This is a genomic window from Anabaena catenula FACHB-362 (assembly GCF_014698735.1).
Taxonomy (GTDB): domain Bacteria; phylum Cyanobacteriota; class Cyanobacteriia; order Cyanobacteriales; family Nostocaceae; genus Anabaena; species Anabaena variabilis_A.
Map to the genome: position 1 here is coordinate 35,290 of NZ_JACJTQ010000003.1, position 21,600 is coordinate 56,889.

The following is a 21,600-nucleotide window of genomic DNA, read 5'->3' on the forward strand; positions in this document are numbered from 1 at the left end:
TGGGGGTGGGGTGATTGTATCTCACTCAACCGATAAACGTTATATAACCATCCTATATATAATAACGTCAATCAATTTTGGATTTTCAGAAGATGTTTGAAAAGTCGTAAAGTTTACCAGAGTAGTTTAATAGTATATAGCAATCCTTGCGGAGGTTGTGAACATCTTGTAGGTTGGTTTAGACGCAGTATATACATGATATCAAAGCCTCTCCTCCCTTGGGGGACTCGGTACCCCCTTTGGGGATTGGGGGAAAGAGGTTTGGAGAGGGGTTATTCTGTCAACTTTACGACTTTTTCAACATCCTCTAGAAAAAATACTCAATCTAGAATTAAACTAGGAGAAGTCAGCACAAAAACATCCCTAGTTCCTGTAGTTGGATTTTGAGGTTTAATCGGAGTAGTAAAGTGAAAAAATTCATGATCATTAACTAAAAGCAGTTCTCCTGGTTGGAGAATCTTGTTAAAAACTGGTTTCTCTTTTTTAGCATTGTACAAATGCGTTTCTCCACCTTGAATATTGTCCCTACTCACAGCAAATATCCCAATAAAATCAGTACCATCTTGATGGATACCTTCCGGTGCTGGATTTCCTAAATGTCCAGGAGAACAAGTAGTTCTAATTTGATGAACACCAATTTCTGCTTCTGGGTGGAGTTGACAAGAATCACAAAATGCTAAAACAACCTTCTTAAAAATATCCAGTTCTACCAACCCATCATCTAATTCTGCAAACTCTCTTTTGATATCACCCAATAAAGGATTATATTCTCCGCTTTGGAATAGATGTCCATGAGGAAGTTTAATCAACTTATCCCCTGAAACTATCAGCCGCGATAACCTTCTGGAGCGATATTCTCCCTTAATGTAAGGATCAATTGGTAAATTATGAAAAAATGGCTGTAAATCTTCAGTATTAATTGAATTTACTTTTCTGAGAGTAAACAGAAAAGCATATTCTAATTCCGTCGCACGTGAGACTTCTTGCATAGGATGTTTCTCCTTGCATTTTTTAACCCTCCCAGTTTTTTTACATAGGAGGTATGTGATCTCTATTATATGCCACTACGATTTAAATATCGTAAATTTGACTACAAAAGTTACCCATTTATGATATTAATAAGACAATTTACAAAAAAAGGGAACAGGGAATAGAAAGTGTCTTAAAAACGTCCAAGTTTTCAATCTCACTCTTTTAAGGGTGGGTTTCACTGTTCCCCCTTCCCTGTTCCTCCGCAGTCTCTCCACTTGGGGAGACCCCAAGACCGCGCTGCTCTCTGTTCCCTTTGAACTATTACAATGACTGATTGGCTTTATCGCTATCCAACACTATATTCTGGTATTTTGCTCAAACGCTACAAGCGTTTTTTTGCTGATGTTCAACTAGCTTCTGGGGAATTAGTGACAGCACACTGTGCTAATACAGGGCCAATGACTGGAGTCTCAACTATTGGTAGTGCGGTACAGCTTTCTAAAAGTGATAATCCTAATCGCAAATTAGCTTATACCTTAGAGTTAATTCAAGTACAAGATATAGAACCGACTTGGGTAGGTGTGAATACAGCTTTACCAAATCGGGTAGTGAAATTAGCTTTAGAAAAACATCTTTTTCCAGAATTAGGTGACTATAGCCAAGTTAAAGGTGAAGTGGTTTATGGCCAAGATAAAAAAAGTCGAGTAGATTTCTACTTAACAGGAAGTGATGAACAACTTCCGATTTATTTAGAAGTTAAAAATACGACTTGGACACAAGGTAATTTAGCACTATTTCCCGACACAGAAACCACAAGAGGACAAAAGCATTTACGGGAATTAATGGCACTTTTACCCCAAAACAGGGGAGTGATGCTGTATTTTATCAATCGGGGTGATTGTCCAGAGTTTGCCCCCGGTGACAGCACCGACCCTGTATATGGTAAGTTATTACGGGAAGCTATAAACCTGGGTTTAGAAGTCCTACCCTGTCGTTTTGACGTTTCTCCAGAAGGTATTCGTTATTTGGGTTTAGCAAAACTAAAAATTTAGGTTCTTCCGTACTTACTATGCTAAATTCATGGTAAATTATTTTTTTAAATTCTGAAACTATTGCCATATAAAGATTGTAGGTGAATTCATCGCTTGATATGAATTTGACATCAAAAGCAATGAAACCCTTTATTTATAGCCGTGGACAGGGTGGTTAGGACATCAATTGATAATGAAACTCTCACTACAAGAGGGTTTAACTCCTGACTCCTGACTCCTGACTCCTGACTCCTGACTCCTGACTCCTGACTCCTGACTCCTGCTATATATAGGTGTAGGCGTAACTAAACTCATATTTGACCTAATAAAATAGGAACTGAAGAACCTTTTTGTTTAAGTCCCATTAGTGCCATTTGACTCAGAGTTATTGAGTAAAGACAGAAACGAATTGGCAAAAATAGCAGCTTGAGTGCGATCGCGTAAGTTCAGTCGAGTCAGAATATTAGTAATATGATTTCTCACGGTTCCTTCAGAAAGGTGGAGATGTTGAGCAATTTCTCGATTACTGAAGCCAGTTGCAATCAAATGTAAAACTTCTCGCTCTCTAGATGTGAGTTCTGCCAGTTCAGGTGGTGGCTGCTTTGGGGCTTCTGTCCCAGAAGTGGGTACAACACTCAGCATCTTTTCCAAAATTCCGGGGCCAAAGTGAGTATAGCCTTTGTAAATTGAACGAATTGCTGCTGCCAGTTCTTGTGCTGGCGTATCCTTTAGTAAGTAGCCCTTAGCGCCAAAACGTAATGCCTCAGAAATGTATTGGATATCGTCAAATGTTGTTAAAATCAGAATTTTCGTGTCTGGAAACTGCTGACATAACTTTTGGGTAGTTACTACCCCATCCATTACAGGCATACGGATGTCCATCAATACAATATCAGGTGCAGCATCCGCTGCATACAGGCTTTCCATCTGATCAATTGCTTGTTGACCGTTTTCTGCTTCTGCCACTACTTGTAAATCGGATTGAATCTCTAGTAAAGTCTTCAAACCACGACGCACAATTTCTTGGTCTTCGACAAGCAACATCCGAATCATAAATTACATTATTCAGTAGGTTAAATATTTATTCACTTTCAGCATTGAAAAATCATCATATCAGTCACCAAAGAAGCCGTAAAATTACTAAGAATAAATTTACATTGTGGAAGAGAATTTTTGACACTCCCCGACAAGACAGGCACGGAGATTCTGAAGTAGGGTAAAAACCGACTCTTAAATACATAGTCCCAATCAAGCTATAAGTCGTTTAAGGGAGTAACAACAGAAATTTGGGTAAATCACGTCGCTTGAGGGAAAAAGGCAGTAATCCTACAGCCTGCATTTGGCTCACTGTTAATCTCTAAGTAACCTCCTAATGCAGTGACTCGTTCCTGCATTCCCCTCAACCCAAATCCCTGAGTGTTTTCGGTTACTTGAAAGCCTTTACCATTATCTTCAAGCATAAGTATTGTATGAGAATCAGTACTCCGAATCTGAATCTCCACTGCTGTTGCTTTCGCATACTTGCATATATTAGTCAAGCCCTCTTGTAAAATCCGATAAATAGTTGTGTTTATGGCATGGGGTAAGTTGGGTGGGATATGAATATTGCTTTCTGGTAAGATGCCAGTGAGTCGATAAAATTCTTCTGTAAGGTTAGCGATCGCTGCTGCCAAAAGTTGACTTTGTAGAGGTTCTGACCTGATTAACCCCACAGATTCACGTACCGCTTTTAAAGTTTCTGACCCCAGTTGTTTCGCTTCTAACAAACATTCATAAGCTTTGGTAGAGTTATCTTGCCACAAAGCCATAGCCGCTTCAAGTTGAATGTTCAGCGCCACCAACGAATGGCCTAAAGAATCATGAATATCACGGGCAATGCGATTGCGTTCTTCTATAGTTGCCATTTCCTGAAGTCGCAGATTGAGTTCTCGTTCTTGTTCTAAAGCTTTGAGTAAGTCTGCTTCCGCTTGCTGCAACCGGAAATTTTGCACCTGAAGTTGAGCTTGCAATCTCCGACTAGTCAGTTGCGTTTCAATCCGAACAAATACCTCCTCCAACTGAAAAGGCTTGCTAATATAATCTACACCTCCAACTGAGAAGGCTTTGACTTTATCAAATGTTTCATTTAAAGCACTGATAAAAATTACCGGAATTTCACAGGTGCGAGAGTCTGCTTTCAATTGCTGGCAAACTTCATAGCCATTCAATCCTGGCATGGTGATATCTAATAGAATTAAATCTGGCGGTTGAGCCTGAGATCCTGTCAATGCTGTCGTGCCATTTGTTACACACCGCACCTCATACCCTTGAGCAGTAAGCATTTTCGATAAAAGGCGCAGGTTATCCAAGGTGTCATCAACAATAAGAATATCTCCCTTGTGTAAGTGACTGCCATCCATAAAATTTAGCTTGAATGAAACTCAAGAAATCAACATTTTTAATAATGCGTGTGTGAAAATATCCAAAAAAAACTATAACAGTTTTTGATGCAATAAATAAAGATTGACAAAAAATTTAAAAATGAGGGATGAATACAGGAGTGCAGTAGTTGCAGAACATTTTCAGCTATAGGATTTAAAATCCATCGGAAACAAAAACCAGCAAATTGGAAATTTTGGTGAGAGATGTAAATTCTTGCTCTCTATTGGTCGCTAGAACTTCAGATTGTCAAAAGTAAGGCTAATCGCTGTACTCCTGATAGCGCAGCATGGCATTAGCCATACTCCTGTACCCCTCCTTTAAGTAAACGAGGAGGCGCGTTCGGTGCAGGTTACTGCTGACCTTCTGTATTCTTGTTAAACAAATTTGCGTAAATTGAGATATAAAGACTGTATATAATTTTAAATTATTATTTGTTTGTCAACCAATACCATTTAAACATCAAAGCCTAGTCATGAAAAATTTCCACCAAATGCAGTTAGAGACTGAACTTCCAGTGATTATTACTGACAAAGAAGGATTTATTACTTATATAAACGAGGCTTTCAAGGCTGTTTATGGTTGGACTTCAGAGGAAATCATTGGGTTGCCTTTAGAAGTAATTATTCCCCAGAGCCTGCATGATTCTCACCGACTGAGTTTTTCCCGCTTTGTGATGACTGAAAAAGCCAAAATTCTTAATCATCCGCTTTTATTAAAAACTGTAACTAAGGATGGTGTAGAAGTAGAAAGCGAACATTTTATCACGGCAGAAAAACAAGGTGAAAATTGGTTTTTTGCCGCAACTATATCTCCTTTATAAAAATTAACAGTCATTTTTCAATCAGGTTATTTTTATGGATAAAGATCTTACCCTTCAGTTAAACCGACTGCGTTCAACTCTAGGAAAAATGGAAGTAGCATTAGGGGCTATTGATGATGCAATTGTTTGGACTGGTGAGGATACCAAGGTGCAATGGTGTAACACAGCCTTTGATCGCTTAGTTGGTAGACCTCATATTACAATTTTGGGTAGACCACTAATTCAGCTACTACAAATAACACAGCAGGGACAAGTAATTACACACGAGGCATATCCAGTGCTGATCGCGATGCAAGACCAACTGAAAGCAACTGAATATGAGTTTAAACAATCTCAGAAAACAATAATTCTGGAAATTTCAGGAAACTGTATTGAACTAGTTGGAGGGGAAAAATGTGCTGTTTTGGTAATTCGTGATGTCACGGCTCGTAAACAAACAGAAGCAGCACTCCAGCAGGCCAAAGAAGCAGCAGATGTGGCAAATGTTGCTAAAAGTCAGTTCTTAGCAAACATGAGCCATGAACTACGAACTCCCCTGAATATTATTTTGGGTTTTACCCAATTACTCACTAGATATGGTTCTATTGATACCCAACGGCAGGAGTATTTAGATACAATTGCTCGCAGTGGTGAACATCTGTTGAAATTAATCGACGATGTTCTAGAAATGTCCAAAATAGAAGCTGGTAAAACCACATTTAATCAAACTGGTTTTGATTTAAAACATCTTTTGGACACAATCTCCCAGATGTTACGTTTAAAATCTCAATCGAAGGGATTACAGTTAATATTTAAACTTGCCCCCGATTTACCTCAATATATCTGTACTGATGAAAGTAAACTGCGCCAAGTTTTAATTAATTTATTAGGCAATGCCATCAAATTTACCCAAGCAGGTAGTGTCATTCTGCGAGTTCGACGAGACACAGAAGAAATAGACACAGGGATACGCCTATTATTTGAGGTTGAAGATACTGGACCCGGTATTGAATTAATGGAACTGGAAAGGTTATTTGAACCTTTTTCACAAACTCAAACAGGTAAAAATTCCCAAGAAGGAACTGGACTAGGTTTACCCATTAGTCAAAAATTTGTTCGGCTCATGGGGGGAGAAATGACTGTTAACAGTCAGGTAGGGGTGGGAACAATTTTTAGGTTCGATATCCACAGCCAAGAAGTTCGAGCTGATGAAGTGCAGATGGCAAAATCTAGCCAGCAAGTCATTGCTTTGGCCCCTGGACAGCCAAAATATCGGATTTTGGTAGCAGAAGATAAACCAGAAATTCGCCAGATCATGATTAAGCTGCTGCAACCAGTCGGCTTTGATGTGCGGGAAGCAAATAATGGAGAGGAAGCGATCGCTTTATCTAAAAGTTGGTGTCCTGACTTAGTATGGATGGATATGCGGATGCCAGTCATGGATGGGTATGAAGCCACTAAACGTATTAAAACAGCAAGTACTTCGCCACCCATTGTTATTGCTCTAACTGGTAGTGCTTTTGAAGAAGACCGGATTGTTGCTTTATCTACAGGTTGTGATGACTTTGTACGTAAGCCATTTCGAGTTGAAGTGATTTTTGAGAAGATGGCAGAATACTTGGGCGTGAAATATATATATGCAACTCAAGAAACTCAACTGCCGATACAGATGCAATCTTCAGTCATGTTTGCGAATGAATTAGGAGATGCAATGCCTGCGGCGGGTGTAGCCATCGCTCAAATGCCTGCAAATTGGTTAGAACGATTGCACCAAGCAGCCATCAGAGTTAATGCCAAGCATATTCTGCAATTGATTGAAGAGATTCCGCCAAATCAGGCTGCTTTGGCTAAGACGCTGACTAATCTAGTTAATGATTTTTTGTTTGAAGAAATTCTTGCTCTAACCCAGTCTGCAACTTCTTAAGATTAGGAAAGGCTTGACAACGTTTCTGTAGTATGCGCGCACGCTACGCTAACGTTGCCCCAATAGGTATCATGAATTGTGTGATCAATTCACTTCTGGTTATCTCTTTGATTTTTTCCTCATCTGGCAGATATAGGAATCATAAATGATATCTGATAGCTTGCGTGACTTAGCCATAAAATTTTAAGTCTCGTAGGGTGGGCAATGCCCACCGCAGCAATGGTTTGTAAGGCATAGCCCTACCTACGTATATTTCAAAAATCAAATATTATTCCTATATAAAATGTAGTGTCTAGATATTATGGTTTCCAGGCATTAAGTTGATCTTGGAATTTTTCCAGATTTTTAGGTTTATACTTGAGCGAAGAATCCTGCCAACGCTTCTTTACAGTGACATCCAAATCTGAAAACTCACCATCAACTTCGCGCAATATCCTTGGTAAAAGAATATCGAATACTTTTGAATTCTTCTGAAAAAGAGTTTGAGCATTTGGTTTAATCCCATATTCAACACAGCTTTTATCTAAGTCTAGTCCAATTGCAGATACTTGAGCCATCATCCAATCGAGTGCCGCATCTGATAAACCTCTCGTTGATTCTGTTCCTCCTCCCACACAACCGTGATCACCAGGAAACCATATTTGTGTCACTTGGTCTTTAATATCAGCATTAGGAGTCATAGGAGTTACATCAAATGCTTTGCGAGTTTCGTCAATCGCAACCGCATGGAATGCTTTCTTAATAAGGTGGTTGAGCTTAGTATCAAAAAACTTATATTTCTTATTAATCCAGTTGTCTATAGGAATATAAGGAATCAGATCTGGAATACCTAATGAACCTACAGTATCCCAACATCCTAAGACTTCAATAGGTACATTTTCACCATATTTTTGGCGAAATTCAACTGATTTTTTACCACTAGGATGAGTATCTTTATCTCTATTTCGGTAAAGCTCGTAAGCTTGTGGAATCTTCCGAATGTATTGTCTTTTCAATAATCCTGAACAATAAATTAATCCAGCCAAGCAGCGTGCAGTATAAGCACCACGACTGAAACCAAATAGATAAATTTCATCTCCATCTTCATAATTGAGGCATAAAAAACGGTAGGCTTTTTGAATTGCTTGGTCAATTCCCACGCCAAAAGCACCTCCTCCGATTTTATCGATTAAGTTTCCAGTTCCCAGACCTTCGTCGTAAAATAATATTTGATAAATGTGATCATCAGAGAGTGGTTTAATAGCTTCAGCCAGTTTTACCACATTCGTTGGATATGGAGCTTCTAATGTTTGCCAGGTTCCATCACAGCAGACAATAATCCGTTTCATTTACATTCACTCCTCTAGAGAAAATTCTGAATTTTGATAGTAAAAATTTTGACAAGGCTATAATTTTGTGTATATTAACCTCTAATAGGGTAAATAAGCTCAAAAAAGTAATGATATTTAAATATTTCTCAAGCAATCTCATCTCACTAATTAAGTACAAAATATCTCGTTCCCAGTTTCCGACTCTTAATGCAATCACAGAGACTGTGACTCTAACTCTACGCTCCCCTAGAGCCATAGGCAGAGCCTTATAGAATTCATTCCCATACTCTGTATGGGAACGAGAAAACGAGAAAGTATTGATCTAGCTACACCTGAATAGGTTAAGCAGAAGTGGGTATCATTGCCGGGTCAATCACGATACCCAATCCTTCAGCTATGCGACGACCATAATTCACATCAGCCCTAAAGAAATGGCAGATTTGGCGCTTTTGAATATCAGTCCCTGCTTGACTCAAACTCCCGACAATATTTTGAATCAGTTGCTCTTGTTGATCAGGTGTCATGATGCGATAAAGATCCCCAGCTTGGCTGTAATCATCATTCCCTTCACGATGGTTGTAGCGATCGCATTTCACATTGCCTAAATCCAAAGCTGGCTCTGCATAAGCTGGATTTTGCTGAGGACTACCCTCATGGCTATTCGGTTCATAGTTGGGTGCATTACCACCATTATTCCCCAATGCCATCGCCCCATCCCGCTGGTGATGCGCTACTGGGCATTTTGGTTGGTTAACTGGCAATTGCTGATAGTTAGCACCAATCCGATAGCGTTGAGCATCTGGATAGGACATGATGCGAGCTTGTAGCACTTTGTCGGGAGAAAAGCTGATACCAGGAACCACATTAGATGGAGAAAATGCTGACTGTTCAACTTCAGCAAAATAGTTTTCAGGATTGCGATTGAGTTCTAGAATCCCAACTTCAATTAAGGGATATTCGGAAAATTTCCAAACCTTGGTTAAATCAAAGGGATTATCTGGGTGTTGGGCTGCTTGTTCCTCAGTCATTACCTGAATACTCACATCCCACTGCGGATAATCTTTTTGTTCTATGGCTTCAAACAAATCGCGGGTAGCATGATCTGGATCTTCTCCTTTCACTCTGACGGCTTCTTCTGAGGTCAGATTTTGAATACCTTGTTTGGTTTTCAGGTGGAACTTGCACCAAACTCTTTGTCCTTGCTCATTAATTAAGCTGAAGGTATGACTACCAAAACCGTGCATATAACGATAGCTTTTAGGAACTCCCCGATCTGAAAAGAGAATTGTTACCTGATGCAAAGCCTCTGGATTCAATGACCAATAATCCCAAATGGCGTTAGCATCTTTGCAGTTTGTTTGCGGATTGCGCTTTTGTGTGTGAACAAAGTCAGGGAACTTCAGGGGGTCACGAATGAAAAAAACAGGCGTGTTGTTGCCTGCTAAATCCCAATTACCTTCTTCTGTATAAAACTTAACTGCAAAACCTCTAGGGTCACGTTCCGCATCAGCTGACCCTTTTTCACCCCCGACAGTGGAGAAACGCACGAGAACTTGGGTTTGTTTACCAATTTCAGCAAAAACTTTAGCTTTGCTATAACGAGTAATATCTTGGGTGACGGTAAATGTTCCAAAAGCCGCTGCTCCTTTTGCATGGACTACTCGCTCAGGAATGCGTTCCCGATTGAAGTGAGCCAATTTTTCAATTAAGTAAAAATCTTGCATCAGTACAGGGCCACGAGAGCCAGCAGTCAAGGAGTTTTGGTTATCTGCAACTGGGATTCCCTCGGCAGTTGTTAAGGCTTTATTGTCAGTCATAATTTTGAAGATGGACTATATTTTTTGTTAGATACGAACTCATAAACTTTTCTTAAACGTAGTCGTTATGAGTTGTTTTAACCATATTCGATACGACTGCAACTGAAAAGCCATATATATAAATCGAAATGAAATGTAATATTGGGGTTACATGATCATCAAATTCTGTAACAAATAGGTGAAAAAGTAGCTGATAACCTGATGATTATTCTTTTAATGGGTGTCTCTGGTTCTGGTAAAACTAGCATTGGTAAACTTTTAGCAGAATCACTAAACTGGGAATTTAGCGACGCTGATACATTTCACCCACCAGCTAACATCGAAAAAATGCAGGGTGGTATTCCCCTCAATAATGACGATAGAATGCCTTGGTTAGAAGATTTACAAACCCAGATCAAAATTTGGCAACAAGAAAATAAAAATGTGATTTTAGCCTGTTCTGCCCTTAAAGCTAGTTATCGGCAAATGCTGATCATTAATAACTGTGTTCAGCTAGTTTATCTCAAAGGTGCGTTTGATGTGATTGAAAAACGGCTAAAAACAAGACAAAATCACTTTATGACCGAAAAGCTCCTCAAAAGCCAGTTTTATGACCTTGAAGAGCCAAATAATTGTATCTGCGTTGATGTTTCTGAATCGCCTGAAGTGATTGTAGAGAAGATTATCACTGCTTTAGAGATTTAGGCCAGTTGATGAGAAGCTAGAAAAGCATCGACTTCAGCCGCAGTAGGTTGGGAAGCGATCGCACCTGGTTTAAGAGTAGTCAGCGCCCCCACAGCACTGGCATAGGTTATAACTCGTTTTGCGGTTTCTCCATCCCTCAAATTTTGAATACCAGATTGATGTAATTGATGGATAAACCCAGCCAAAAAGCTATCTCCCGCACCCGTAGTATCAACAACAGGTATAGAAAATGCAGGTAATTTGCCCTCATTCTCACCTAAACAATAAGCGCAACCATTTTCACCATCTGTCACCAAAACCCCTTCTAATGTATTCAAGCGATAAGTAATCGCTCCAGGGTCTGTAGTATTAAATAACCATTCTGCTTCTTCTTTTGTCAATTTAAGAAAATCAAATCTCTTTAATAATGCGTGAATTTTTGCCTTGGCTGTATTTTCATCTTGCCAAAATACTGGTCGCCAATTTACATCAAGAATAATTTTCAGGTCATATTGTTCTGCTAACTCTAAGGCTCGCAAAACAGCTTGCTCACTTTCAGGATAGGCCAGTTCTAAAGTTCCTACTACCAAAAAGTCGGCTTCATCAAACAGGGAATGTGGTAATTGCTTGGCTTGAAGACGGGTATCGGCAAATTCTGAAGTCTCATATTCGCCAAATCCGGCAAAAGTGCGATCGCCTGCCAAATCCCTAGTAACATAAACTTGTCGCGTTGGTGCTGTAGGATGACGTTGCACACCTGTTATATCTACACCTACATCTTGCAATAGCTTCACCAGAGTATTACCAGGTTCATCCTCTCCTACTGCGCCAATAAACCCTGCTGGCGTTCCCAACTTCACTAAAGCACAAGCGACATTAGCAGGCGCTCCCCCTGGGTAGGGAGTCCAAGACTGCACTTCTTCTAGCTTTAGCCCCAATTGATCAGCTAAACAATCAAACAAAACTTCGCCAAGGCACAAAACACGGGGATTACTCATCTCATTTTTGATTTACGACTTGGGATTATGAATATGTATAAAATCTATAACAAACTTTATTCATTTGTCTCCAGTTATTCATAGAATACAATAGCAATTTTTGTGACTAAATAGAGCGTATCTGCTTTTAAATTTCCAAATTTTTTACCTCAGTAGATAAGAAAATTTTGATGACAAAACGTACTATTTAATACAAAATATTTAATGGACTACATTAACCTCCAGATCAAATCCAAAGAAAATATGGACTTTGGTATTACTGGGAACATTTGTAATGCCTACCTCTGAGAGAATCTTTTAGAATTAGGAATAGTGATTGAGTACATATACCAAGGGAGGAATAAATAAGTCATGGCTGCTAGTGAGTCTGGGACCCCTGTTAGTCTGTCAGACAGAGAACTGCAAATTATCGACTTAGTGGCCGCTGGCTTAACTAACCAAGAGATTGCAGCCAAACTGGAGATCAGCAAACGTACAGTTGATAACCATATCAGCAATATTCTCACCAAAACCAAGACCGATAACCGCGTCGCTTTGGTTCGTTGGGCTTTACAATGGGGAAAAGTATGCTTAAACGATGTCAATTGCTGTACTCTTCCCAAGCATAACGATGAAACCGTTAGTTAGTCGATAGCTATTATTCCTGTCTGGTGTGCTGAAAAGTCAATTTTGAGGTTTACTGATTGTTCTCCTCCTCACTCCTCTTTTTCAGTGTGAACCTCTACCACAAGTTCCGCAACTTTCACTTAGCGGGAGTTGACGCTAAGGAATCAACTTTCTTTTCAGTATCGGAACCTGTATATCATAATTCCTCTTACAATTGGGCAAATCAGATAACCGAGGAAAGGCTCAAGGAATCAATAGACTTTTAGAAGAAGTCAGGGAAGGCATAAGGGGAAAAGGGTATAATTTGTATTTACTCTTTTCCCCACACCTTTATCTTTTTCAAAAAATTTCAAAAAATTATCCACAAAAATTAGCAATAATCTAGTTGTACAAGCGCTACATTGGAAAGAAATCTATGTTGCTTTATCCGCTTGGGGGAAAATGAATACTACTGCTTCTTTTCCAGATGGCTCATCTCCCTTTAACTTTTTGAACCTTGACTTTATAGCACCATCACCCAAGCAAGATGCTGAATTACTCAAACAGCTATCTTTTCTTCCTGGGTTGCAAGAAATTCTCATGCTGCGTCAGGTTCACGCCCTAGAACACGCTACTGTTTGGGTTCTCAGTGAAACTAAACACGCTTATTCCCCTTCAGGAAAGCCAACAAATGTGCAATTGGATAACGAATTATTAGGCGGTTTGTCTACAGAAGATGGATTTTACCTTTACGGTAATGTGAATATCAGTCATTTGCGACGTGCGGTAACACTAGCCCAACATCGTCTCACCAGTGGAGAATGGGATTTAGCCGTGCATCCCCGTTGCGGTACAAATTTATCGGTAGCAATGCTATTAACTGCTGGATTATCTGTAGGTGTGCATTTATTGCTACCATTTCGACCAATTGAACAACTCATAGGTTTAGGTTTAGCAGCGACAACAGCATCTGAACTTGCACCCTATTTAGGTTCTATCGCTCAACGTTATTTAACAACAGCTATCCCCTTTAACCTTGAGACTGAAAATATTATTCGGACACGTGATGATTGGGGACGTGAATCACATTTTGTCAAAGTGAAGTGGTGTGGATAAATACTATGGCAGAATGCAGGATTCAGGATTCAGGATTCAGGATTCAGGATTCAGGATTCAGGAGTCAGGAGTCAGGATTCAGGAGTCAGGAGTCAGGAGTCAGGATTCAGGAGTCAGGAGTCAGGATTCAGGATTCAGGATTCAGGATTCAGGATTCAGGATTCAGGAGTAAAAGTCTTTTTCTGTATGGTTTTTACCGTAAATTTTGTATCTTCTTCAAGTGAATACCGCTTATATTAATTGTGTTATGAGAAAACTTTACTTTTTAGTTCCTGGTACAGATGGAAAATTTGCCTGTGGTGGTCTTTGGGCAGAGTTAAAAACAGTTAATTTGGCTCAACAGATTTGTAATGCGGAAGTTGTCACTTATCGTCAACGCGAAAAAGGTCAGATTTTTCTGGATGATCTGCTCAAAGAAAACAACTTAAATGATGTTATTTTTGTGATTAGCTGGGGATTTGATATTGCTAAACTAGCGCCTAAACTGCAAAAGTATAATGTAATTTATCATGCTCACACTGCGGGTTATAATTTCAATCTACCGTCAGATATTCCCATCATTACAGTTAGCCGTAACACGATGGGATATTGGGGACAAAAATCACCGAATTCTTTAATTTATTATTTACCTAATCAAATCGCTGATGAATTTACAAATTTGCATCTTGAGCGAGATATTGATGTTTTAGTTCAAACTCGAAAATCTTCTGAATATTTAATCAAAGAATTAATTCCCGCATTGCAGCAAAAATGCAAAGTATTTGTCGTTGACTCTTATATCGAAGATTTACCGGGATTATTCAACCGAGCGAAAATTTATCTTTACGACTCCGCTGAATATTGGGCGCAACAAGGCGTTAGTGAAGGTTTTGGTTTACAACCAATGGAAGCCCTCGCTTGTGGTTGTCAAGTTTTTTCTAGTGTTAACGGTGGACTTTCTGATTACTTAGATCCTGGATTTAATTGCTATAAAATTGCTGGCTATTCTTTAGAATATGATGTAAAAAGAATTTTAAAATCTTTAACATCTCCAGTTTCTTTAACGTTATCAACAGAGGTTTTATCAGAGTACCGGGCTGAGAATATTATTCAGCGATTTACAGTAATTTTGGTGGAAATAAATGAGTTTTTTGACAACAAAAGCCATTACTCAACAAAGATTCAAAATTTAACAAGATTGCGTTTAACAAAACTATTTATCCAAAGAGTATATAGTAAAGTGAAAAAGAAATTTTTTCAAAAATAATTCAACCAATATATATAAAATCCAAAATCCAAAATCTAATCCAAAATCTAATCCAAAATCCAAAATCTAAAATTTCTATTTCTATGAGTCGTCGTTTACTAGTGACTGGGGGTGCGGGGTTTATTGGTGCGAATTTTGTACATCACTGGTGTCGGGTTTATCCAAATGACCGCGTGGTTGTTTTGGATGCTCTAACTTATGCTGGAAATCTCCTCAACTTGGAGTTAGTTCAGGAACACGAGAATTTTCGATTTGTCCAGGGAGATATATGCGATGGTTCTATTGTTGATAAAATTCTAGTAGAAGAAAATATTGATACAATAGCTCATTTTGCTGCTGAATCTCATGTAGATCGTTCAATTCTTGCTCCTGGGGCTTTTGTACAAACTAATGTAGTGGGAACTTTTACCCTTTTAGAATCCTTCCGTCAACATTGGGAAACAAAAGCAAAACCAGATAATTATCTTTTTCTTCATGTTTCTACTGATGAAGTCTATGGTAGTTTATCCCCAAATGAACCGGCTTTCTCGGAAACTACAGCTTATGCTCCTAATAGTCCTTATTCAGCTTCAAAAGCTGGAAGTGATCACTTAGTTCGTGCTTATTACCATACTTATAAATTACCTGCAATTATCACCAATTGCTCTAATAATTATGGGGCTTTTCAATTTCCAGAAAAGCTGATTCCCTTAATGTGCATCAATATTTTAATGGGTAAGCCATTACCAGTTTATGGAGATGGTAAAAATGTCCGAGATTGGCTTTATGTTGATGATCATTGTCATGCTTTAGATGTGATAATTCATCAAGGAAAACCGGGGAAGAATTACAATATTGGCGGTAATAATGAAGTAGAAAATATCAGTCTGGTAAAAACTTTATGCCAAATTATGGACGAGTTAGCACCTGATTTACCAGTGCGTCCATCAGAAAAATTGATTACTTTTGTCAAAGATAGACCCGGACATGACCGACGATATGCAATTAATGCTCATAAGTTGAAAACTGAGCTTGGTTGGAGTCCTTCTGTGACAATTACCGAGGGTTTACGCCTCACAGTGCAATGGTATCTCGAAAATCATGATTGGTGGAAACCGCTGCTGTCTGAGGAATATCAAGACTATTATCGGCAAAATTACAGCAGCAGTGTATGAGTATCAATTAATCAATCAGATTCTCGACTTCTTTGAAAAATCGGGAATCTCAGGGCTAAAAACTCAAATGTCATGGAATCTTGATATAAATACCCCATCTAAAACTCTTTATGTCAGAGTTTCCTGACATAGTGATCCCCGAATGGCTAATAAATACGTCAAACAGACCAAAAACCGTCTTTAGACCCCTTGCTCACTAGGCATGATTACCGGTTAATATCTATTTAACGAAAGCAAACCGCTGATCCCGAAGAAATGCTAATGATGGCAGGACGAGGAATCAAAAGTTTGTAAATCTCAATTTAAAAACAAACTAAAACACTTATAAACTGGGCAAAACCAGAAGTCAGGAATAAGAAATTCATCTGGGATAGGTGACATTTTAATAACCATTCTATAACCCGGGGAAATCATTTACCTTTAAAACTACTGGAGGCCAAATTAATGGCAAAAGAACGCCCCCCGCTAGAGGAGATGACATTACGGCAACTTCGTAAAGTTGCAAGTGAATTCGGTGTTTCTCGCTATAGCCGAATGCGTAAATCTCAATTGCTGGCATCGATTCAAGAAATCCAGCGCAACAAAGTTTCGCTTAGTCCATCTCGTTCACTGGAGGCACAGGAAACCGTGGAAGCAGCAAAGTTTGAATTAGGTCAGGAAGATCGTACTGGTGGCTCTCTAGCTGATGTGGATGAGGCACTTGCCGATTTACCAGCAGGTTATGGTGAAAGCCGCATTGTTTTATTACCTCGTGATCCTCAATGGGCTTACACATACTGGGATATTCCCAATGATCACAAAGAAGAACTTCGTCGTCAAGGCGGACAGACCCTAGCACTGCGGATTTATGATGTTACTGATATTAATATCGAACATCAAAGCCCCCACAGTATTCAGGAATATCCTGCTGATGAACTAGCAAGAGAATGGTATTTACCAATTCCGGTGAGCGATCGCGATTATGTTATCGATATCGGTTATCGTACCGCAGATGGTCGTTGGTTGGTATTAGCTCGTTCTGCAAGAGTTCACATTCCTCCCGTCTATCCTTCCGACTGGATTGAAGATGTCTTCATCACCGTAGACTTTGAAGAAGACTTGCGTGGTAAGACGAAGTATGAATTGGTTCCCCCCGCGAAGAAAATTGCCGCTACTGCTGCTCCTGGAACTGCAAATGGCAACCCCATTTATGACCAAATCTTTGGTTTAGCAGAATCTGCCGAAGCACAACGGGTAGCCGGTTCTATATTCGGTTCCATGCAACACGTAGCCGGTTCTGTACGTCCAGAACAAGCTATCAGTTCCTATGTTTTCCCATCTGGTGTGGGTATGTGGGCAGTTCCTACCGTATCTGGTTTAACCATGTCCGGTGTAGGTATGTCTGGTGTTGGTTTCTCTGCTTCCGCAGTACCTGTACGTCCTCGTCAGTTCTGGTTAATTGCTGACGCTGAATTGATTGTATACGGTGCAACTGAACCAGATGCGAATGTAACTATTGGTGGTCGTCCCATTAAACTCAATCCAGATGGTACATTCCGTTTCCAAATGTCCTTCCAAGATGGTTTAATTGATTACCCAATTTTAGCTGTTGCTGCTGATGGTGAACAAAGCCGTTCAATTCACATGAAGTTTGAGCGTGAAACACCTTCTCGCAATACCAATACCAAAGAAGAAGCTGTTCTGGAATGGCTTTCGTAATTTTTGGATTTCACATTGAATTTTACATTACGCCATAACTGCAATTTTTAATAATCCCCGCTATAGTCATCCTGTAGCGGTTTTTTTCATGATATGTACTTAAAAACCTGCTTTGCGAGCCGCAACAGCTGTTGACACCAATATTTATGAGGGGATTAGTGAGCGATCGCTGACAGATACTTGTCTGATTGGCTTATCTGTTGTTATATTATCTATAACTTCTGAAGTTATCTATAGCTTCTAAGAGCTTCTAAAATATTTGGTTTTTGACTGAGCGAGAATGTAACCTTAAGGTATCTATACTTTCTGAAGCTATGGGTCAAACTAAAAAGGCAAAAATTACATTTACTTGCTCACATGAACTACGAGAAGAGTTAGAAAGTATTGCAAATGCTGAAGATCGTACATTATCCAATCTTGTAGAACGGATGATTACACGAGCAATTCAGAGCTACAAACCTCAAGACCAGAAAGCCAGTTAGCCGCACGCACAGCCAGCAAAAATCGGCATGACCAACCCACAGCCAGTAGACACCAACACCCGTCTAACCAACATCGACTCACACCTACAGCAGTTAGATGATGAGTTTGAGACTGTCAAACAGCTTTTGATATCAGCCGCTTCCTATGCTGAATCAGCCAATAATCGCATTGACAGGCTATCAGAAAGGCAAGATATCACCCAAAGACAGCTTGACGGGTTATCCGTAACAGTTCAAGTCATGGGTGAAAAAGTTCAAGTCATGGGTGAAAAAGTTGACAACTTTATTGTCAAAGTAGATGAGCAGTTTGACCGCTTAAGCCACAAAATTGATGATTTTGTGGATACAACCAAAGCGCGTAATGCTGTAGTAAATAATGTAGTTCTCGAATTACGAGATAGCCAACAATCAACAAATGCTGCTATAGAGAGGCTGGAGAGGATTTTAGAGCAATTACTGAGGCAAAAAGATTAAAGCGGATTGTGAATTCATTTACTGTGATTTGTTTTGTATCGGACAGTTAGCAGATAAAATATTGCAGAGGATGATCAGGCAAGAAATTCAATGATTGATTTGTTAGATCCAGTAATAATCCCCGCTATAGTAATTCTGTAGCGGTTTTTTTATGTGATCATAACCGCAGATAAACACAGATGAACGCAAATAAATTATTTTTGATATCTATTCCAATAATTAGCGCCGGTTTATTATTAGGTTGTCAGGATATGGCAGCTAATTCAGCACCAAAACCATCTGCTCAGTGTCCTGGTAATAATTCTCAGTTTAGTATTGAATTTTTGAAGACTAATAATCAAGGTGAAAGATACAGTAAAGGTATCAATCATGTGATTCTTTTTAATCCTAAATCAGCAGAACTAGATTTTAAAGTTAATGTGGGTTTAGCTCATAAAATATATGCTAAAGATAGTAGAGGCAACTTTCGCAAAGAATTCATACCCAAACAGTTTGGTCAATTGATTGCGGATGAAAACTCTAAATTAAATGGTAAATCACCAATTGCAGCTATTAATGCTGACTATATAGATACTGTGAATAAACCCCAAGGTTTAAATATTTCTCGTGGGGTAGAGTATTCAGGTGCGTTTAAAAATAAACGTTCTTCCTTTGGGATATCAGGTGGAAACCCAAGGGAACGTAGAGCTACTATTGATACTGGGAGAAGAGGAGCGAATTCTCTTAATTACAATTTAGTGGGTGGTAATGGTAGATTTTATAGTCAAGGTAAGTTTAAAGATATTTGTAAAGCCTTGGGAGAATTTGCTTGTAAAGGTGCAACTAATCGCTCTATGGCTGCGATTACAAGTAAAGGTTATGTAATTCTGTTAGTCAATGATGCAAAAGCTAATTCTAGTCTGGAAATTTCTGCAAATAATAAAGAGTTGCTACCCAGTCAGTTTGATGATGTATTAGAAGGAATTGCTAGAAATAACTGTTTAGGGAGAATTCAAGAAGGGATTTTATTTGATGGAGGAATGTCTCCGGGATTGTATTACAACAAGAAAATCTATTTGGAAAACTTTGGGCCAATTGGATCGGCGTTTTTGATTTATAAAAAGTGAGGGCTTTAAAGTTAGGGTATAAAATCTGCATTGAGAATATCAACTAAAGAGAAGGGTGACTCTTCGGGGAATAATTCTGAGTCAAGTTGATATTTTCTGAGGGTATCATTTCTAGCATCTGTATAACAGTCTATAAATACATCATTCAAGACAGATTTCAAACTGGGACTATCTGCCAGGGTATAAGCTATTTGTCGTCTTTGCTCAACAACCGTATTGCGCCAACCTCTGGCATTATCATCTTTCTCTTCTGTCCAATATTGCAGTTTTAATAAATGTTCAATTAAGACTATTAAGCGAGTTTTTAATTCTTTCTTTTCACTCCGCCCCATACTGTCGATTTCTTCAATCAAATTATCAATATCTAATTGTTCTAGTTTACCTTCCTGCAATAGTTTAACCGTGGTTTGTATCCATAAGTAAAAATCTTGTTCATATAATGTTTTGTTAGTATCAGTAGTCAGCATAATAATTTCTCCTGACTCGATAGGATGATGATTACATTATATAATGGATTAAGTATTCAGCCAAGACGATTCCCAGACCTAACGGTTCAGCAGTTGCGCTATCGCACTCTCATCTACAAGCAACGAAACCTACCGTAAGTTAATCTTCGCTTTCCAACATTTTCTTAGCTTCCAAAAGTCGCTGTTTATGCTCTTCACTAAGAGTTGGATATTGTAAATTTAATTCTTGTAATTTTTTACAGATAATATCAGCAACTATCAACCTTGTAAACCATTTACGATCAGCAGGAATAATATACCAAGGTGCAAATTCAGTGCTAGTGTGATTAAAAACTTCTTCATAAGCGAGCATATAATCATCCCAAAAAGCACGTTCTTTTACATCACTAGCTGAGAATTTCCAATGCTTTTCTGGTGATTGAATTCTATCTAGAAATCGTTTTTTCTGTTCTTTTTTTGAGACATTAAGAAAAAATTTGAGAACAATAATTCCATTATTTACTAAATATTTTTCAAAATTATTAATTTCCTCAAAACGCTGTTGCCATATATGTTTACCTTGAGGAATACAGTGAAGTTGTTGTTTTTCTAGAATTTCTCGATGTACGCGCACTACTAGTACTTCTTCATAGTATGAACGGTTAAATATCCCAATTCGTCCCCGTTCTGGTAAAGCCTTCATTGTTCGCCATAAATAATCATGGTCTAATTCTTCTGCACTTGGTGCTTTGAAACTAAAAACCTGACATCCTTGGGGATTAATACCAGACATTACGTGTTTAATGGTGCTATCTTTACCAGCAGCATCCATTGCTTGAAAAATAATCAGCAAGGCATAGGTGTTTTGAGCATAAAGAATATCTTGATAATTAGCTAATTGTTGAATACCTGCTGTTAATTTTATGTTGGCATCGACTTTTTCTTCAGAGGATGTTTGATAACTTGGGTTATAGTCATTTTTTAAAGAAATCTTTGTACCTGGTGGAACTATAAAAGGATCTTGATTCATTGGAAATATTACCTGAATGGGGAGTTGGGGATAGGGGGACGCGGTGACACGGTGACAAGGGGACGCGGAGAGAATGAAGAATTATCAATTATTCATAAAAAAGAGGTGATCACTTCAGGGTAAATAGAGAACAAATAGAGAATACAGAGGAGAGAAATGTTGATACAGCAGGTTGCGTAGTTAGGAAGTACAAAATCTAAATTGAAACCTATACACAAAGCCAGTTTTACTCCTGACTCCTGAACCGAAGGTCTGCGAAGCGTCTCCTGACTCCTGACTCCTGAATTCTGCTGTAAATTCAACTAACTTTTAATCCCTCTGTGTTTTA

21 protein-coding genes are annotated in these 21,600 nt (G+C 38.8%); 13 read left to right on the forward strand and 8 right to left on the reverse strand.

Annotated features, from left to right (window positions below; all coding sequences use genetic code 11):
- Positions 1–320: 320 nt before the first annotated feature.
- Complete coding sequence (locus H6G68_RS03445) at positions 321–989, reverse strand: 2OG-Fe dioxygenase family protein (protein ID WP_190905363.1); 669 nt, start codon at positions 987–989, stop codon at positions 321–323.
- A 309-nt stretch (positions 990–1,298) separates the two neighbouring features.
- Here H6G68_RS03445 and sfsA point away from each other — a divergent pair, with 309 nt between their 5' ends.
- Entirely contained in the window at positions 1,299–2,024 is a 726-nt protein-coding gene (sfsA, locus tag H6G68_RS03450) for a DNA/RNA nuclease SfsA (protein ID WP_190905364.1), read from the forward strand.
- Positions 2,025–2,357: 333 nt separating this feature from the next.
- Here sfsA and H6G68_RS03455 read toward each other — a convergent pair whose 3' ends face one another.
- Both H6G68_RS03455 and H6G68_RS03460 read right to left on the reverse strand, forming a co-directional pair.
- On the reverse strand, positions 2,358–3,056 hold the full coding sequence (locus H6G68_RS03455) for a response regulator transcription factor (protein WP_190905365.1): 699 nt from the start codon (positions 3,054–3,056) through the stop codon (positions 2,358–2,360).
- 242 nt (positions 3,057–3,298) lie between these two features.
- Complete coding sequence (locus H6G68_RS03460; protein ID WP_190905366.1) at positions 3,299–4,402, reverse strand: ATP-binding response regulator; 1,104 nt, start codon at positions 4,400–4,402, stop codon at positions 3,299–3,301.
- Positions 4,403–4,896: 494 nt separating this feature from the next.
- Between H6G68_RS03460 and H6G68_RS03465 the strand changes: the two genes are divergently transcribed.
- Positions 4,897–5,244, forward strand: a complete 348-nt coding sequence (locus H6G68_RS03465; RefSeq protein ID WP_190905367.1) for a PAS domain S-box protein — start codon at positions 4,897–4,899, stop codon at positions 5,242–5,244.
- A 34-nt stretch (positions 5,245–5,278) separates the two neighbouring features.
- Positions 5,279–7,147: an ATP-binding protein gene (locus tag H6G68_RS03470; protein ID WP_190905368.1), complete on the forward strand. Its 1,869-nt coding sequence runs from the start codon at positions 5,279–5,281 to the stop codon at positions 7,145–7,147.
- 299 nt (positions 7,148–7,446) lie between these two features.
- Here the strand turns inward: H6G68_RS03470 and H6G68_RS03475 are convergent, their stop codons facing one another.
- Together H6G68_RS03475 and H6G68_RS03480 are read right to left on the reverse strand one after the other, a co-directional pair.
- Positions 7,447–8,475, reverse strand: a complete 1,029-nt coding sequence (locus tag H6G68_RS03475) for a DUF2235 domain-containing protein (RefSeq protein ID WP_190905369.1) — start codon at positions 8,473–8,475, stop codon at positions 7,447–7,449.
- A 323-nt stretch (positions 8,476–8,798) separates the two neighbouring features.
- Positions 8,799–10,274: a catalase gene (locus H6G68_RS03480; protein WP_190905370.1), complete on the reverse strand. Its 1,476-nt coding sequence runs from the start codon at positions 10,272–10,274 to the stop codon at positions 8,799–8,801.
- A gap of 201 nt (positions 10,275–10,475) precedes the next feature.
- On the opposite strand from H6G68_RS03480, the gene H6G68_RS03485 reads away from it, so the two are divergent.
- Positions 10,476–10,958 carry a gluconokinase gene (locus tag H6G68_RS03485; RefSeq protein WP_190905371.1) on the forward strand — a complete coding sequence of 161 codons (483 nt, stop codon included), beginning with the start codon at positions 10,476–10,478 and terminating at the stop codon, positions 10,956–10,958.
- Here H6G68_RS03485 and H6G68_RS03490 read toward each other — a convergent pair.
- On the reverse strand, positions 10,955–11,935 hold the full coding sequence (locus H6G68_RS03490) for a carbohydrate kinase family protein (protein ID WP_190905372.1): 981 nt from the start codon (positions 11,933–11,935) through the stop codon (positions 10,955–10,957). The two genes, H6G68_RS03485 and H6G68_RS03490, sit on opposite strands and share 4 nt — an antisense overlap.
- Positions 11,936–12,286: 351 nt before the next feature.
- Between H6G68_RS03490 and pedR the strand changes: the two genes are divergently transcribed.
- From pedR to H6G68_RS03530, 9 genes are all read left to right on the forward strand, one after another.
- A complete protein-coding gene (gene pedR, locus H6G68_RS03495) occupies positions 12,287–12,562 on the forward strand; it encodes a photosynthetic electron transport-dependent transcriptional regulator PedR (protein ID WP_190905373.1) in 276 nt (91 codons plus the stop codon).
- Positions 12,563–12,982: 420 nt separating this feature from the next.
- A complete protein-coding gene (locus H6G68_RS03500; RefSeq protein WP_190905374.1) occupies positions 12,983–13,636 on the forward strand; it encodes a DUF6391 domain-containing protein in 654 nt (217 codons plus the stop codon).
- Positions 13,637–13,883: 247 nt separating this feature from the next.
- A complete protein-coding gene (locus tag H6G68_RS03505) occupies positions 13,884–14,882 on the forward strand; it encodes a glycosyltransferase (protein WP_190905375.1) in 999 nt (332 codons plus the stop codon).
- Between the two features lie 83 nt (positions 14,883–14,965).
- Positions 14,966–16,036 (forward strand): dTDP-glucose 4,6-dehydratase, encoded by a 1,071-nt coding sequence (gene rfbB / locus H6G68_RS03510; protein ID WP_190905376.1) that lies wholly within the window; start codon positions 14,966–14,968, stop codon positions 16,034–16,036.
- A gap of 444 nt (positions 16,037–16,480) precedes the next feature.
- A complete protein-coding gene (locus tag H6G68_RS03515) occupies positions 16,481–17,734 on the forward strand; it encodes a DUF4912 domain-containing protein (protein ID WP_190905377.1) in 1,254 nt (417 codons plus the stop codon).
- A gap of 112 nt (positions 17,735–17,846) precedes the next feature.
- Positions 17,847–17,978, forward strand: a complete 132-nt coding sequence (locus H6G68_RS27550) for a hypothetical protein (protein WP_277925369.1) — start codon at positions 17,847–17,849, stop codon at positions 17,976–17,978.
- Between the two features lie 70 nt (positions 17,979–18,048).
- The gene (locus tag H6G68_RS03520) at positions 18,049–18,216 is read left to right on the forward strand and encodes a ribbon-helix-helix domain-containing protein (protein WP_016952441.1); all 168 of its coding nucleotides are present in this window, start codon (positions 18,049–18,051) and stop codon (positions 18,214–18,216) included.
- A gap of 27 nt (positions 18,217–18,243) precedes the next feature.
- Entirely contained in the window at positions 18,244–18,690 is a 447-nt protein-coding gene (locus H6G68_RS03525) for a hypothetical protein (protein ID WP_127055362.1), read from the forward strand.
- Positions 18,691–18,869: 179 nt separating this feature from the next.
- On the forward strand, positions 18,870–19,796 hold the full coding sequence (locus H6G68_RS03530; RefSeq protein WP_190905379.1) for a phosphodiester glycosidase family protein: 927 nt from the start codon (positions 18,870–18,872) through the stop codon (positions 19,794–19,796).
- An 11-nt stretch (positions 19,797–19,807) separates the two neighbouring features.
- Here H6G68_RS03530 and H6G68_RS03535 read toward each other — a convergent pair whose 3' ends face one another.
- Together H6G68_RS03535 and H6G68_RS03540 are read right to left on the reverse strand one after the other, a co-directional pair.
- Positions 19,808–20,263 (reverse strand): DUF29 domain-containing protein, encoded by a 456-nt coding sequence (locus H6G68_RS03535; RefSeq protein WP_190905380.1) that lies wholly within the window; start codon positions 20,261–20,263, stop codon positions 19,808–19,810.
- Positions 20,264–20,402: 139 nt separating this feature from the next.
- On the reverse strand, positions 20,403–21,272 hold the full coding sequence (locus H6G68_RS03540; RefSeq protein ID WP_190905381.1) for a polyphosphate kinase 2 family protein: 870 nt from the start codon (positions 21,270–21,272) through the stop codon (positions 20,403–20,405).
- Positions 21,273–21,600: the final 328 nt, after the last annotated feature.

Excerpts from the sequence above, each read along its gene's own strand:
- rfbB (WP_190905376.1), top strand. The coding sequence starts at position 14,966 with ATGAGTCGTCGTTTACTAGTGACTGGGGGTGCGGGGTTTATTGGTGCG.
- H6G68_RS03535 (WP_190905380.1), bottom strand. The coding sequence starts at position 20,263 with ATGCTGACTACTGATACTAACAAAACATTATATGAACAAGATTTTTAC.
- pedR (WP_190905373.1), top strand. The coding sequence starts at position 12,287 with ATGGCTGCTAGTGAGTCTGGGACCCCTGTTAGTCTGTCAGACAGAGAA.
- H6G68_RS03490 (WP_190905372.1), bottom strand. The coding sequence starts at position 11,935 with ATGAGTAATCCCCGTGTTTTGTGCCTTGGCGAAGTTTTGTTTGATTGT.
- H6G68_RS03460 (WP_190905366.1), bottom strand. The coding sequence starts at position 4,402 with ATGGATGGCAGTCACTTACACAAGGGAGATATTCTTATTGTTGATGAC.
- H6G68_RS03530 (WP_190905379.1), top strand. The coding sequence starts at position 18,870 with ATGAACGCAAATAAATTATTTTTGATATCTATTCCAATAATTAGCGCC.
- H6G68_RS03480 (WP_190905370.1), bottom strand. The coding sequence starts at position 10,274 with ATGACTGACAATAAAGCCTTAACAACTGCCGAGGGAATCCCAGTTGCA.
- H6G68_RS03525 (WP_127055362.1), top strand. The coding sequence starts at position 18,244 with ATGACCAACCCACAGCCAGTAGACACCAACACCCGTCTAACCAACATC.
- H6G68_RS03470 (WP_190905368.1), top strand. The coding sequence starts at position 5,279 with ATGGATAAAGATCTTACCCTTCAGTTAAACCGACTGCGTTCAACTCTA.
- H6G68_RS03465 (WP_190905367.1), top strand. The coding sequence starts at position 4,897 with ATGAAAAATTTCCACCAAATGCAGTTAGAGACTGAACTTCCAGTGATT.
- H6G68_RS03445 (WP_190905363.1), bottom strand. The coding sequence starts at position 989 with ATGCAAGAAGTCTCACGTGCGACGGAATTAGAATATGCTTTTCTGTTT.
- H6G68_RS03515 (WP_190905377.1), top strand. The coding sequence starts at position 16,481 with ATGGCAAAAGAACGCCCCCCGCTAGAGGAGATGACATTACGGCAACTT.
- H6G68_RS03455 (WP_190905365.1), bottom strand. The coding sequence starts at position 3,056 with ATGATTCGGATGTTGCTTGTCGAAGACCAAGAAATTGTGCGTCGTGGT.
- H6G68_RS03505 (WP_190905375.1), top strand. The coding sequence starts at position 13,884 with ATGAGAAAACTTTACTTTTTAGTTCCTGGTACAGATGGAAAATTTGCC.
- sfsA (WP_190905364.1), top strand. The coding sequence starts at position 1,299 with ATGACTGATTGGCTTTATCGCTATCCAACACTATATTCTGGTATTTTG.
- H6G68_RS03475 (WP_190905369.1), bottom strand. The coding sequence starts at position 8,475 with ATGAAACGGATTATTGTCTGCTGTGATGGAACCTGGCAAACATTAGAA.
- H6G68_RS03485 (WP_190905371.1), top strand. The coding sequence starts at position 10,476 with ATGATTATTCTTTTAATGGGTGTCTCTGGTTCTGGTAAAACTAGCATT.
- H6G68_RS03540 (WP_190905381.1), bottom strand. The coding sequence starts at position 21,272 with ATGAATCAAGATCCTTTTATAGTTCCACCAGGTACAAAGATTTCTTTA.
- H6G68_RS03520 (WP_016952441.1), top strand. The coding sequence starts at position 18,049 with ATGGGTCAAACTAAAAAGGCAAAAATTACATTTACTTGCTCACATGAA.
- H6G68_RS03500 (WP_190905374.1), top strand. The coding sequence starts at position 12,983 with ATGAATACTACTGCTTCTTTTCCAGATGGCTCATCTCCCTTTAACTTT.